The sequence below is a fragment of the Streptomyces sp. DSM 116793 genome (assembly GCF_057320905.1).
In genome coordinates, this window is the sequence record NZ_CM170494.1 from 7,092,030 (window position 1) to 7,105,170 (window position 13,141).

At 69.0% G+C, this 13,141-nt stretch carries 9 protein-coding genes and 1 rRNA gene; 8 read left to right on the forward strand and 2 right to left on the reverse strand.

Going from position 1 to position 13,141, the window contains the following annotated elements:
* Positions 1-298: 298 nt before the first annotated feature.
* The 4 genes from ACSMXW_RS27900 (at position 299) to ACSMXW_RS27915 (ending at position 5,472) form a co-directional block, all read left to right on the forward strand.
* The gene (locus ACSMXW_RS27900) at positions 299-2,545 is read left to right on the forward strand and encodes a polyribonucleotide nucleotidyltransferase (protein ID WP_485800280.1); all 2,247 of its coding nucleotides are present in this window, start codon (positions 299-301) and stop codon (positions 2,543-2,545) included.
* The gene (locus ACSMXW_RS27905; protein ID WP_485800283.1) at positions 2,542-3,921 is read left to right on the forward strand and encodes a M16 family metallopeptidase; all 1,380 of its coding nucleotides are present in this window, start codon (positions 2,542-2,544) and stop codon (positions 3,919-3,921) included. Before ACSMXW_RS27900 ends, ACSMXW_RS27905 begins: the two co-directional genes overlap by 4 nt.
* Positions 3,922-4,113: 192 nt before the next feature.
* Complete coding sequence (dapB, locus tag ACSMXW_RS27910; RefSeq protein WP_485800285.1) at positions 4,114-4,869, forward strand: 4-hydroxy-tetrahydrodipicolinate reductase; 756 nt, start codon at positions 4,114-4,116, stop codon at positions 4,867-4,869.
* 138 nt (positions 4,870-5,007) lie between these two features.
* A complete protein-coding gene (locus ACSMXW_RS27915; protein ID WP_485800287.1) occupies positions 5,008-5,472 on the forward strand; it encodes a hypothetical protein in 465 nt (154 codons plus the stop codon).
* 312 nt (positions 5,473-5,784) lie between these two features.
* Here ACSMXW_RS27915 and ACSMXW_RS27920 read toward each other — a convergent pair whose 3' ends face one another.
* A complete protein-coding gene (locus tag ACSMXW_RS27920; protein ID WP_485800289.1) occupies positions 5,785-6,339 on the reverse strand; it encodes a hypothetical protein in 555 nt (184 codons plus the stop codon).
* Positions 6,340-6,451: 112 nt separating this feature from the next.
* The gene (locus tag ACSMXW_RS27925) at positions 6,452-6,703 is read right to left on the reverse strand and encodes a hypothetical protein (protein ID WP_485800290.1); all 252 of its coding nucleotides are present in this window, start codon (positions 6,701-6,703) and stop codon (positions 6,452-6,454) included.
* A 262-nt stretch (positions 6,704-6,965) separates the two neighbouring features.
* On the opposite strand from ACSMXW_RS27925, the gene thyX reads away from it, so the two are divergent.
* From thyX to ACSMXW_RS27945, 4 genes are all read left to right on the forward strand, one after another.
* Positions 6,966-7,706 carry an FAD-dependent thymidylate synthase gene (gene thyX / locus ACSMXW_RS27930; protein WP_485800291.1) on the forward strand — a complete coding sequence of 247 codons (741 nt, stop codon included), beginning with the start codon at positions 6,966-6,968 and terminating at the stop codon, positions 7,704-7,706.
* 350 nt (positions 7,707-8,056) lie between these two features.
* On the forward strand, positions 8,057-8,956 hold the full coding sequence (gene dapA, locus ACSMXW_RS27935; RefSeq protein WP_485800293.1) for a 4-hydroxy-tetrahydrodipicolinate synthase: 900 nt from the start codon (positions 8,057-8,059) through the stop codon (positions 8,954-8,956).
* A 240-nt stretch (positions 8,957-9,196) separates the two neighbouring features.
* On the forward strand, positions 9,197-10,882 hold the full coding sequence (locus ACSMXW_RS27940) for a ribonuclease J (RefSeq protein WP_485800294.1): 1,686 nt from the start codon (positions 9,197-9,199) through the stop codon (positions 10,880-10,882).
* A gap of 439 nt (positions 10,883-11,321) precedes the next feature.
* A 16S ribosomal RNA gene (locus ACSMXW_RS27945) occupies positions 11,322-12,851 on the forward strand.
* Positions 12,852-13,141 lie beyond the last annotated feature (290 nt).

A 13,141-nucleotide genomic window follows, 5' to 3' on the forward strand; every position in this document is an offset into this window, starting at 1 on the left:
CGGCGGCCGGCCGCGGTGGCCGGGCCCGTACGCGGCACGTGCGCGGTGTCTTCACCGCTTTGTAGTCTGGTGCACAAGAACCGGCTCCCGGCCACCGGCCGGGAGCCGCGCAGGACAACTGAACACACCATCGACGAGGAGGAGCGCACCCCAGCCGCCGCCGGTCCTCGGTAGTGGCCCCCGGGCATCGCACCCCGGGTGCTTCGATCGAAGACCGGCCAGCACACAAGGCGCGCTTCTCCGCAGGTCCCCCGCCACACGGGCCGGGGACACAGCAGACGTAACGGAGATTTTGCTGGTGGAGAACGAGACCCACTACGCCGAGGCCGTCATCGACAACGGCTCCTTCGGCACCCGCACCATCCGCTTCGAGACGGGCCGCCTGGCCAAGCAGGCCGCCGGATCCGCCGTGGCGTACCTGGACGACGACACCATGGTGCTGTCCGCCACCACCGTGTCCAAGAATCCCAAGGACCAGCTCGACTTCTTCCCGCTCACGGTGGACGTCGAGGAGCGCATGTACTCGGCCGGAAAGATCCCCGGCTCCTTCTTCCGCCGGGAGGGCCGCCCCTCCGAGGACGCCATCCTCACCTGCCGCCTGATCGACCGCCCGCTGCGCCCGTCCTTCCAGAAGGGCCTGCGCAACGAGATCCAGATCGTCGAGACGATCATGGCGCTCAACCCCGACCACCTCTACGACGTCGTCGCGATCAACGCCGCCTCCGCGTCCACGCAGCTCGCGGGCCTGCCCTTCTCCGGGCCGATCGGCGGCACCCGGGTCGCCCTGATCAGGGGCCAGTGGGTGGCCTTCCCGACCCACACCGAGCTCGAGGACGCCGTCTTCGACATGGTCGTCGCGGGCCGCGTCCTCGACGACGGCGACGTGGCGATCATGATGGTCGAGGCCGAGGCCACCGAGCAGACCATCAAGCTGATCGACGGCGGTGCCGAGGCCCCCACCGAGGAGGTCGTCGCCGCCGGCCTGGAGGCCGCCAAGCCCTTCATCAAGGTGCTCTGCAAGGCCCAGTCCGACCTCGCCACGAAGGCCGCCAAGCCCACCGGCGAGTTCCCGATCTTCCTGGACTACCAGGACGACGTCCTGGAGGCGCTGACCACCGCCGTCCGCGACGAGCTGGCCTCCGCGCTCACCATCGCGGGCAAGCAGGAGCGCGAGGCCGAGCTGGACCGCGTGAAGAACCTCGCCGCCGAGAAGCTGCTGCCGCAGTTCGAGGGCCGCGAGAAGGAGATCTCCGGCGCGTACCGCGCGCTCACCAAGAAGCTGGTGCGCGAGCGCGTGATCAAGGAGAAGAAGCGGATCGACGGCCGCGGCGTCACGGACATCCGTACGCTCGCCGCCGAGGTGGAGGCCATCCCCCGGGTGCACGGCTCGGCGCTCTTCGAGCGCGGCGAGACCCAGATCCTGGGCGTCACCACGCTGAACATGCTCCGCATGGAGCAGCAGCTGGACACCCTCTCCCCGGTGACCCGCAAGCGCTACATGCACAACTACAACTTCCCGCCCTACTCCACCGGCGAGACCGGCCGCGTCGGCTCCCCGAAGCGCCGTGAGATCGGCCACGGCGCGCTCGCCGAGCGCGCGCTGGTGCCGGTGCTGCCCAGCCGCGAGGAGTTCCCCTACGCGATCCGCCAGGTCTCCGAGGCCCTCGGGTCGAACGGCTCGACGTCCATGGGCTCCGTCTGCGCCTCCACCATGTCCCTGCTGAACGCCGGTGTGCCCCTGAAGGCGCCGGTCGCCGGCATCGCCATGGGCCTGATCTCGCAGGAGATCGAGGGCGAGACGCACTACGTCACCCTCACCGACATCCTCGGCGCGGAGGACGCGTACGGCGACATGGACTTCAAGGTCGCCGGCACCAAGAACTTCGTCACCGCGCTCCAGCTCGACACCAAGCTGGACGGCATCCCGGCCTCCGTGCTGGCCGCCGCCCTCAAGCAGGCCCGCGACGCCCGGCTGCACATCCTCGACGTGATGATGGAGGCCATCGACCGGCCCGACGAGATGTCGCCGCACGCCCCGCGGATCATCACCGTCAAGATCCCGGTGGACAAGATCGGCGAGGTCATCGGCCCCAAGGGCAAGATGATCAACCAGATCCAGGAGGACACCGGCGCCGACATCACCATCGAGGACGACGGCACGATCTACATCGGCGCCGCCGACGGCCCCTCCGCCGAGGCCGCCCGCACCACGATCAACGGCATCGCCAACCCGACCATGCCGGAGGTCGGCGAGCGCTACCTGGGCACGGTCGTGAAGACCACCACCTTCGGCGCGTTCGTCTCCCTGCTGCCCGGCAAGGACGGCCTGCTGCACATCTCGCAGATCCGCAAGCTCGCCGGCGGCAAGCGGGTCGAGAACGTCGACGACGTCCTCGGGGTGGGCCAGAAGGTCCAGGTCGAGATCGCCGAGATCGACTCCCGCGGCAAGCTCTCGCTGATCCCGGTGATCGAGGGCGAGGACGACGCCGACGGCGACGCCCAGCAGAACGACAAGAACGACAACAAGGATGCTGCCGCCAAGTGACGTCCCGTAGCTCCACGGCGACGGCCCGCACCGATTCCAAGGTGCGGGCCGTCGCCCATACCCAAACCCTGCTCAAGGGCCAGGACGGCATCGGCACGGTCCGCCGCACCGTCCTGCCCGGCGGCCTGCGCGTGGTCACCGAGACCCTGCCCTCCGTCCGCTCCGCCACCTTCGGCATCTGGTCCCACGTCGGCTCCCGCGACGAGACCCCCGCCCTGAACGGCGCCACCCACTACCTGGAGCACCTGCTCTTCAAGGGCACGGGCAAGCGCTCCGCGCTGGACATCTCCGCCGCCATCGACGCCGTCGGCGGCGAGATGAACGCATTCACCGCCAAGGAGTACACGTGCTACTACGCGCGCGTGCTCGACACCGACCTGCCGCTGGCCATCGACGTCGTCTGCGACATGCTGACCGGCTCGCTGATCCGCCAGGAGGACGTCGACGCCGAGCGCGGCGTGATCCTCGAAGAGATCGCGATGACCGAGGACGACCCCAGCGACTGCGTGCACGACCTCTTCGCGCACACCATGCTCGGCGACACCCCGCTGGGCCGCCCCGTCCTCGGCACCGTCGACACGGTGAGCGCCCTCACCGCCGACCGCATCCGCCGCTTCTACAAGCGGCACTACGACCCCACCCACCTGGTGGTGGCCGCCGCGGGCAACATCGACCACCACAAGGTGGTGCGCCAGGTGCGTGCCGCCTTCGAGCGTGCGGGCTCCCTCACCCGGGCCGACGCCGAGCCGCTCGCCCCGCGCGACGGCCACCGCGCCGTGCGCACCGCCGGCCGGGTCGAACTGCTGGGCCGCAAGACCGAGCAGGCCCACGTCGTCCTCGGCGTGCCGGGCCTGCCCCGCACCGACGACCGCCGCTGGGCCCTCGGGGTGCTCAACACCGCCCTCGGCGGCGGCATGTCCTCCCGCCTCTTCCAGGAGGTGCGGGAGAAGCGGGGCCTCGCCTACAGCGTCTACTCGTACACCTCCGGCTTCGCCGACTGCGGCCTCTTCGGCGTCTACGCCGGCTGCCGGCCGAGCCAGGTGCACGACGTGCTGAAGATCTGCCGCGACGAGCTGGACCACGTCGCGGAGCACGGCCTGTCCGACGAGGAGATCGGCCGCGCCATCGGCCAGCTCTCCGGCTCCACCGTCCTCGGCCTGGAGGACACCGGCGCGCTGATGAACCGGATCGGCAAGAGCGAGCTGTGCTGGGGCGAGCAGATGTCGGTGGACGAGATGCTCTCCCGGATATCCGCGGTCACCCCCGACGACGTCCGCGACGTCGCCCACGACCTGCTCCGGCACCGCCCCTCGCTCTCCGTCATCGGCCCGCTCAAGGACAAGCAGGCCGCCCGGCTGGACGACGCCGTCGCCTAGCCGCACCCGAGCCGTCGCCCGTCGGCGGCCCGAGCCGTCGCTCGGCGGCGCCCGCGACACGGCACCACCGGTGCCGCCCGGGGCCCCGCCGTGCGCACCCGCTGGACTCGCCGGCCCTCCCGGGGGACTCGCCGGGCCCGTCCGGGGGCACACCGGTGGTGCCCCGGGCCCCGTACCGACAAGGATCAAGGAATGAGCAAGCTGCGTGTGGCGGTGCTCGGCGCCCGGGGCCGGATCGGCTCCGCGGCGGCCCGGGCCGTCGAGGCCGCCGAGGACATGGACCTCGTGGCGGAAGTCGAGCGCGACGACCCGCTGGAGCGGATCACCGAGGCCGGCGCCCAGGTCGCCATCGAGCTGACCACCCCGGCATCGGTCATGGACAACCTCGACTTCTGCGTCAGGAACGGCGTACACGCCGTGGTCGGCACCACCGGGTGGACCGAGGACCGGCTCGCCCGGCTGACCGGCTGGCTCGACGCCGCGCCAGGCACAGGCGTTCTCGTCGCGCCGAACTTCTCCATCGGTGCGGTGCTCACCATGAAGTTCGCCGAGGCGGCCGCCCCGTACTTCGAGTCCGTCGAGGTCATCGAGCTGCACCACCCCAAGAAGGCCGACGCCCCCAGCGGCACCGCCGCCCGCACCGCCCAGCTCGTCGCCAAGGCCCGGGCCGAGGCGGGCAGCGGCCCCGCGCCGGACGCGACGGTCACCGCGCTGGACGGCGCCCGCGGGGCGAGCGTCGACGGCGTCCCCGTGCACTCGGTACGGCTGCGCGGCCTCCTCGCCCACCAGGAGGTGCTGCTCGGCGGCGAGGGCGAGACCCTCACCATCCGGCACGACTCCCTGCACCACAGCAGCTTCATGCCGGGCATCCTGCTCGCGGCACGCCGTGTGGTGGACACACCGGGGCTCACCTACGGCTTGGAGCACTTCCTCGACCTCAAGATCTGAGTCCTGTGCTCAAGTCCTGAGTCGAGCTCTCGGTAGCTGGGTCCCGTCCCCGACGGCCGACCCCACATCCGACGTCTGACCCGCCCCGGCCCTCCGGCCGCCCAGGCCCGGCCGCCCGACCACCGGACGGTGACTGCGATGCGCGCGAAGGTGACCTACGCGATCACGGCCGCCGCCCTGGTCGGGTACCTGGTCCTGGCCGCCGGCCGGGGTGTCCTGCTGATCCGGCACGGCACCCCGCTCACGGTCGTCTTCGGGGCGGCGGTGCTGGTCCTGCCCCTGCTCGGCCTCTGGTTCCTGTGGCAGAACACGCGGTTCGTACGGCGCGCGAACAGGCTGGCGGCGGTGGTGTCCGCCGAAGGCTCCGCCGGGGGCGGGCCACCCGTGGACGAACCGGTCCGCAGGCCCTCGGGCCGTCCCGACCGGGCCAGTGCGGACGCCGTCTTCGAACGCCGCAAGTCCGAGACCGAGCGGTCGCCGGACGACTGGCGCTGCTGGTTCCGCCTGGCCGTCGCCTACCACGACGCCGGCGACACGCCGCGCGCCCGCAAGGCGATACAGCGCGCGATCACACTCCACGACAGCGGCACGGGCGCCCCGTAGGGGCAACGGCTGTCGGTGCCCGCCCCCGGCTGACCCAGGGGCGCGGGGCGGCGGTGTCGGGCCAGCCCCGGCCTACCCAGGGGCGCGGGGAACCGGGGACACCTCCCACGCCTTTCAGGCAGCGGGGGAGCGACCAGCCACGACGAGACCGTCGGATCGCCACCGTCCTGAAGGGGCTGTTCCTGTCGTGTGCGGACCGCCGACCGGCGGGTGGTTGCGTGCGCGGTTCCCCGCGCCCCTACGGGGGCGCCCCCGCTGGAAGCGCACCGCGCTGGAGGCGCCCCGCCGGAGGCGCACCCCGCGCCGGAGGCGTCACCCGCGCCGATACTCCTCCGCCCACGCCTCCACCGCGTCCGACGCCCGATCGAACGCCTCCGCCCGCCGCAGAAAGTCCCCGTCATGCGTGGTGAGCAACGCAGCCCGCTCATCCTGCCGGTCCGCGCGGACGAGAATCAGCGCCTGCCCCTGGACCGTGCGCGGCAGACCCAGCCACCGCACCGGCTGCTGAACGGTCCGTACCGCGACCACCTGCCCCCACGGGACCGTACGGGTGACGAAGAAGCCGACGCGGCGCAGCCCGTGCGCGCTGACCCAGGTGCCCACCCGGAGCAGCCTGAGCGCGCCGAGGATGATCAGCACGGCGAGCCCGGCACAGGTCCCACCACCCGCGGGCGTCCCCGCAAAGGCGATGATCACGGCTGCGACCAGCACATATGAGGACAGCAGCAGAAGCACCGCCGCGGCGGCCACCCGCCAGGGGCCGGGCCGATACGGGCGGCGCCAGCGGTCACGGTCGTCGAACGGCAGCGCGACATCGGCGGACGCCTCGTCGAACGCGCGGTCGGCCGTCAGAAAGGGCAGGGGCACGGCTGATCCTCACTCAATCCACTCAGGGCTGTGCCCGGTGAGGCTATCCAGCCGGCCGGCCGCCCACCACCCTCGGGGGTCCGGATGGTGAGCGGCGAGCCGCGGTGGGCGGTCAGCGGCCCTGGGCCGTGCCGGTCTGCGCCTCGGACTGGTGGGCGTGCTCCGCGGGCTGGTGCGCGGACAGCGCGGGCAGGCCGAGGATCACGGAGCCGACGAGCCCGGCGACCACCGTCAGCCCCAGCAGCACCCGGCCCGCCAGCTCCCCGGTGCTGGGCCGCGGGCGGGGCGGGGGAGCGACATTGCTGCGGAACCTGTCGGTATCGGCGAGAAAGGCGAAGGGGATGGGCTCACGCCGGCGGAACATGGGGGTTACCACTCCTCGGATGCATCGATCGACGCGGCGACTCGAACAGAGCGCCGCTACCCCTGTAGACGCTCGAAACCACCGGGAAGTGCCCGTTTCACTTGAATTCTTCGGTGATCAACCGTCTTCACTGAAGATCAGTTGCTTCGCCGCCGTTCACAGCGGTAGGAGGGCGTATGGGGCACCCGGGGCCGGGGCCGGTTGTCAGTGCCGGACCGTAGAGTGGGCGGCGCCCGAGCCAAGAGGGGAAGGACCCTGAAGCGTGACCGACACACCCGCCGACGACCCCAAGCCCAGCTTCCGCAGCGACGTCACCGTCGAGCTGGTGAAGCACGCCGCCAGCGACTCGGACGTGCTGTGGGCCGCCCGTGTCTCCACCGCGGGCGAGCAGTCGCTGGACGAGCTGAAGAAGGACCCGGAGCGCTCCAAGGGCCTGATCAACTTCCTGATGCGGGACCGGCACGGCAGCCCCTTCGAGCACAACTCGATGACCTTCTTCATCAGCGCCCCGATCTTCGTCTTCCGCGAGTTCATGCGGCACCGCGTCGGCTGGTCGTACAACGAGGAATCGGGCCGCTACCGCCGCCTGGAGCCCGTCTTCTACGTGCCCGGCGCCTCCCGCAAGCTGGTCCAGGAGGGCCGCCCGGGCAAGTACGTCTTCGTCCCCGGCAGCCGGGAGCAGCACGAGCTGACCGTCCGCGCCATGGAGGACTCCTACCGGCAGGCGTACGAGGCGTACCAGGCGATGCTCGCCGCGGGCGTGGCCCGCGAGGTGGCCCGCTCGGTCCTCCCGGTCGGCCTCTTCTCCTCCATGTACGCCACCTGCAACGCCCGCTCCCTGATGCACTTCCTCGGCCTGCGCACCCAGCACGAGCTGGCGAAGGTGCCGTCCTTCCCGCAGCGCGAGATCGAGATGGTGGGGGAGCGGATGGAGGAGCACTGGGCCCGGCTGATGCCGCTGACACACGCGGCCTTCAACGCGAACGGGAGGGTGGCGCCGTAGCGGAACAGGCCCACGGCGCCTGACCGGGCCCGCCCGTGTGCGCCCGGCCGCCCGGCGTCTGCCGTCGGCGGCGTCCTCCCGGGGGCAAGTCCGCGCGCGGCGCCTGCCGGGTGGGCAGCCGCGCCTCCGATTCAGCCGGGTGAACTGTCCGTATTGCGGTATTTAGCGATTTTCATCTAGCCTGATTTGACGGGTCCGGCACTGCTTGAACCCCCGAGCAGGCAGTGCCGGGCTCCACCCTTGTCCCCGTCCTGACGTCGGCCTTCGGGCGCCGTCCGGCCCGGCCCCGGCCGCCCGGGCGCGTCCCCCGAGGGAGGACCGCGCGCTGAGCAGCGAGTAGCGTATTACCCATGGCTCCGACCTCCACTCCGCAGATCCCCTTCGGGCGGGTCCTCACCGCCATGATCACGCCCTTCACGGCGGACGGCGCTCTGGACCTCGACGGCGCACAGCGTCTCGCCGTCCATCTGGTGGACGCCGGCAACGACGGCCTGATCGTCAACGGCACCACCGGCGAGTCCCCCACCACCACCAACGCGGAGAAAACGGAGCTGGTACGAGCCGTCGTCGCGGCCGTCGGGGACCGTGCCCACGTCGTCGCCGGCGTCGGCACCAACGACACCCGCCACAGCATCGAGCTGGCCCGCGCCGCCGAGCAGGCCGGCGCGCACGGCCTGCTCACCGTCACGCCGTACTACAACAAGCCCCCGCAGGAGGGGCTGTACCAGCACTTCACGGCGATCGCCGACGCCACGGGGCTGCCGGTGATGCTCTACGACATCCCCGGCCGCAGCGGCGTCCCGATCAACACCGAGACCATCGTCCGCCTCGCCGAGCACCCCAGGATCGTCGCGAACAAGGACGCCAAGGGCGACCTCGGCCGGGCGAGCTGGGCCATCGCCCGTTCCGGCCTCGCCTGGTACTCCGGCGACGACATGCTCAACCTTCCGCTGCTCTCCGTGGGCGCCATCGGCTTCGTCTCCGTGGTCAGCCATGTGGTCACCCCCGAGCTGCGCGCCATGCTGGAGGCGTTCACCGCCGGTGACGTGCAGAAGGCCACCGAGATCCACCAGAAGCTGCTGCCGGTCTTCACCGGGATGTTCCGCACCCAGGGCGTCATCACCTGCAAGGCGGCGCTCGGCCTGCAGGGCCTGCCCGCCGGCCCGCTGCGCCTCCCGCTCGTCGAGCTCTCCGCGGAGGAGACCGCTCAGCTCAAGCTCGACCTGGCCGCGGGCGGGGTACAGCTGTAAAGAGGGGCCCGTGAGCCCGGCCGCAGGCACCGTCCCGCTGGGCCGCCGCCCGCCACAGACTTCACAACTGAATACGCACAACTCAATGAACGCCGAACACCACCAGGGCCCGGCCGGATCGTCGCCGTGTCCTGGTCGCAGGGTGAGTACCCCTGCCTTCCATCGACGACTGCCACCGCACGAACGTCATGCGCGCCACGTGCCCCACTGGTACGTGGCGCGCATGGTGAGGAGAGTCTTTTGAGTCATCCGCATCCTGAACTCGGTCCGCCGCCGAAGTTGCCCGCCCGGGGGCTGCGCGTCACCCCGCTGGGCGGCCTCGGCGAAATCGGCCGCAACATGACCGTCTTCGAATACGACGGCCGTCTGCTGATCGTCGACTGCGGAGTGCTCTTCCCCGAGGAGGAGCAGCCCGGAATCGATTTGATCCTGCCGGACTTCTCGTCGCTCAGGGACCGCCTCGACGACATCGAGGGCATCGTCCTCACGCATGGTCACGAGGACCACATCGGCGGTGTGCCCTTCCTGCTCCGCGAGAAGGAGGACATCCCGCTGATCGGCTCCAAGCTGACCCTCGCCCTGATCGAGGCGAAGCTCCAGGAGCACCGCATCCGCCCGTACACCCTTGAGGTCTCCGAGGGGCAGCGGGAGCGCATCGGCCCCTTCGACTGCGAGTTCGTCGCCGTCAACCACTCCATTCCGGACGCGCTCGCGGTCGCCATCCGCACGCCCGCGGGCATGGCCGTGCACACGGGCGACTTCAAGATGGACCAGCTCCCGCTGGACAGCCGCCTCACCGACCTGCACGCCTTCGCCCGGCTCAGCGAGGAGGGCATCGACCTGCTCCTAGCCGACTCGACCAACGCCGAGGTGCCCGGCTTCACCCCGCATGAGCGCGACATCTCCCAGGTACTGCGCCAGGTGTTCGCGAGCGCCCACAAGCGGATCATCGTCGCGAGCTTCGCCAGCCATGTGCACCGCATCCAGCAGATCCTGGACGCCGCCCACGAGTACGGGCGCCGGGTCGCCTTCGTCGGCCGCTCCATGGTCCGCAACATGGGCATCGCCCGTGACCTGGGGTATCTGCGGGTGCCTCCGGGGCTCGTGGTGGACGTCAAGACGCTCGACGACCTGCCGGACCACGAGATCGTCCTCATCTGCACCGGCTCCCAGGGCGAGCCCATGGCGGCCCTGTCCCGGATGGCCAACCGCGACCACCAGATCCGGATCGTCGAGGGCGACACGGTGATCCTGGCGTCCTCCCTCATCCCGGGCAACGAGAACGCCGTCTACCGGGTGATCAACGGGCTCACCCGGTGGGGCGCCAACGTGATCCACAAGGGCAATGCCAAGGTCCATGTTTCCGGCCATGCCTCAGCCGGCGAACTGCTCTACTTCTACAACATCTGCCGGCCCCGGAACCTGATGCCGGTGCACGGCGAGTGGCGCCATCTGCGCGCCAACGCCGAGTTGGGCGCCCTCACCGGCGTACCGCACGACCGCATCGTCATCGCCGAGGACGGCGTGGTCGTCGACCTGGTCGAGGGCAAGGCCAAGATCTCGGGCAAGGTCCAGGCCGGCTATGTCTATGTGGACGGCCTCTCCGTCGGCGACGTCAACGAGACCTCGCTGAAGGACCGCCGCATCCTCGGTGACGAGGGCATCATCTCGGTGTTCGTGGTGGTGGACTCCTCCACCGGCAAGATCACGGGCGGGCCCTTCGTGCAGGCCCGCGGCTCCGGCATCGACGACTCCGCCTTCGGCGACGTCATCCCGAAGATCGAGGACGTCCTCCAGCGCTCGGCCCAGGACGGCGTGGTCGAGCCCCACCAGCTCCAGCAGCTCGTGCGGCGCACGCTCGGCAAGTGGGTCTCCGACACCTACCGCCGCCGTCCGATGATCCTCCCGGTCGTGGTGGAGGTCTGACCCTGGCCGGTACCCACCGGCCGCCAACTCGGAGCAGGGCGCCTCGATTTGCATCCGGGCGCCCTGCTCCAGTACGTTTACGGCTCCGCCTCGACGGGAAGCCGACTGACCCTCAGCTGGGGGCATCCGGGCCGCCCGAGGGGGACGGAAAATCCGACTCAGAACTTCTGATAAAGTCGGAGACACCGAAGGGAAACGCCCGGAGGAAAGCTGCGGAACTTGGTTCCGGGGTGAGTACAAAGGAAGTGTCCGTTCCTTGAGAACTCAACAGCGTGCTAAAAGTCAACGCCAGATATGTTGATACCCCGTCTGCCGGAGATTGTTCTCCGGTGACGAGGTTCCTTTGAAAGAAATACACAGCGAGGATGCTGTGTGCGGGAAGATAATTCCTCTTCCCGCACCGCTCTCGTGATGTGTTCGCCCCGAGTACGGGGAAGCATTCACGGAGAGTTTGATCCTGGCTCAGGACGAACGCTGGCGGCGTGCTTAACACATGCAAGTCGAACGATGAACCGGTTTCGGTCGGGGATTAGTGGCGAACGGGTGAGTAACACGTGGGCAATCTGCCCTTCACTCTGGGACAAGCCCTGGAAACGGGGTCTAATACCGGATATGACACCGGGAGGCATCTCCTCGGTGTGGAAAGCTCCGGCGGTGAAGGATGAGCCCGCGGCCTATCAGCTTGTTGGTGGGGTGATGGCCTACCAAGGCGACGACGGGTAGCCGGCCTGAGAGGGCGACCGGCCACACTGGGACTGAGACACGGCCCAGACTCCTACGGGAGGCAGCAGTGGGGAATATTGCACAATGGGCGCAAGCCTGATGCAGCGACGCCGCGTGGGGGATGACGGCCTTCGGGTTGTAAACCTCTTTCAGCAGGGAAGAAGCCGCAAGGTGACGGTACTTGCAGAAGAAGCGCCGGCTAACTACGTGCCAGCAGCCGCGGTAATACGTAGGGCGCAAGCGTTGTCCGGAATTATTGGGCGTAAAGAGCTCGTAGGCGGCGTGTCACGTCGGTTGTGAAAGCCCGGGGCTTAACTCCGGGTCTGCAGTCGATACGGGCATGCTTGAGTTCGGTAGGGGAGATCGGAATTCCTGGTGTAGCGGTGAAATGCGCAGATATCAGGAGGAACACCGGTGGCGAAGGCGGATCTCTGGGCCGATACTGACGCTGAGGAGCGAAAGCGTGGGGAGCGAACAGGATTAGATACCCTGGTAGTCCACGCCGTAAACGGTGGGCACTAGGTGTGGGTCACATTCCACGTGGTCCGTGCCGCAGCTAACGCATTAAGTGCCCCGCCTGGGGAGTACGGCCGCAAGGCTAAAACTCAAAGGAATTGACGGGGGCCCGCACAAGCGGCGGAGCATGTGGCTTAATTCGACGCAACGCGAAGAACCTTACCAAGGCTTGACATACACCGGAAAACCGTGGAGACACGGTCCCCCTTGTGGTCGGTGTACAGGTGGTGCATGGCTGTCGTCAGCTCGTGTCGTGAGATGTTGGGTTAAGTCCCGCAACGAGCGCAACCCTTGTCCCGTGTTGCCAGCAGGCCTTTGTGGTGCTGGGGACTCACGGGAGACCGCCGGGGTCAACTCGGAGGAAGGTGGGGACGACGTCAAGTCATCATGCCCCTTATGTCTTGGGCTGCACACGTGCTACAATGGCCGGTACAATGAGTTGCGATGCCGTGAGGTGGAGCGAATCTCAAAAAGCCGGTCTCAGTTCGGATTGGGGTCTGCAACTCGACCCCATGAAGTCGGAGTCGCTAGTAATCGCAGATCAGCAGTGCTGCGGTGAATACGTTCCCGGGCCTTGTACACACCGCCCGTCACGTCACGAAAGTCGGTAACACCCGAAGCCGGTGGCCCAACCCCTTGTGGGAGGGAGTCGTCGAAGGTGGGACTGGCGATTGGGACGAAGTCGTAACAAGGTAGCCGTACCGGAAGGTGCGGCTGGATCACCTCCTTTCTAAGGAGCACTTCTTACTCGGATCCTGTTGTGGGGTTCGGGTCAGAGGCCGGTTCATCGGCGAGTGTCCGGTGCCGGTTGCTCATGGGTGGAACGTTGACTATTCGGCCTGGTTCTGGGCTGGAGGCTGCTAGTACTGCCCTTGTGGGGGCGTGGAACGTGGTTCTTCGGGTGGGACGGGTCGAGCACGCTGTTGGGTGTCTGAGGGCGCGGCCGCTTGGTTGTGTCTTCGGTTGCCGGCCCCAGTGAACTCAAGCCGTGTGGTTTGGGGTGGTGGGTGGTTGGTCGTT

Excerpts from the sequence above, each read along its gene's own strand:
- ACSMXW_RS27925 (WP_485800290.1), bottom strand. The coding sequence starts at position 6,703 with ATGTTCCGCCGGCGTGAGCCCATCCCCTTCGCCTTTCTCGCCGATACC.
- ACSMXW_RS27915 (WP_485800287.1), top strand. The coding sequence starts at position 5,008 with ATGCGCGCGAAGGTGACCTACGCGATCACGGCCGCCGCCCTGGTCGGG.
- dapA (WP_485800293.1), top strand. The coding sequence starts at position 8,057 with ATGGCTCCGACCTCCACTCCGCAGATCCCCTTCGGGCGGGTCCTCACC.
- dapB (WP_485800285.1), top strand. The coding sequence starts at position 4,114 with ATGAGCAAGCTGCGTGTGGCGGTGCTCGGCGCCCGGGGCCGGATCGGC.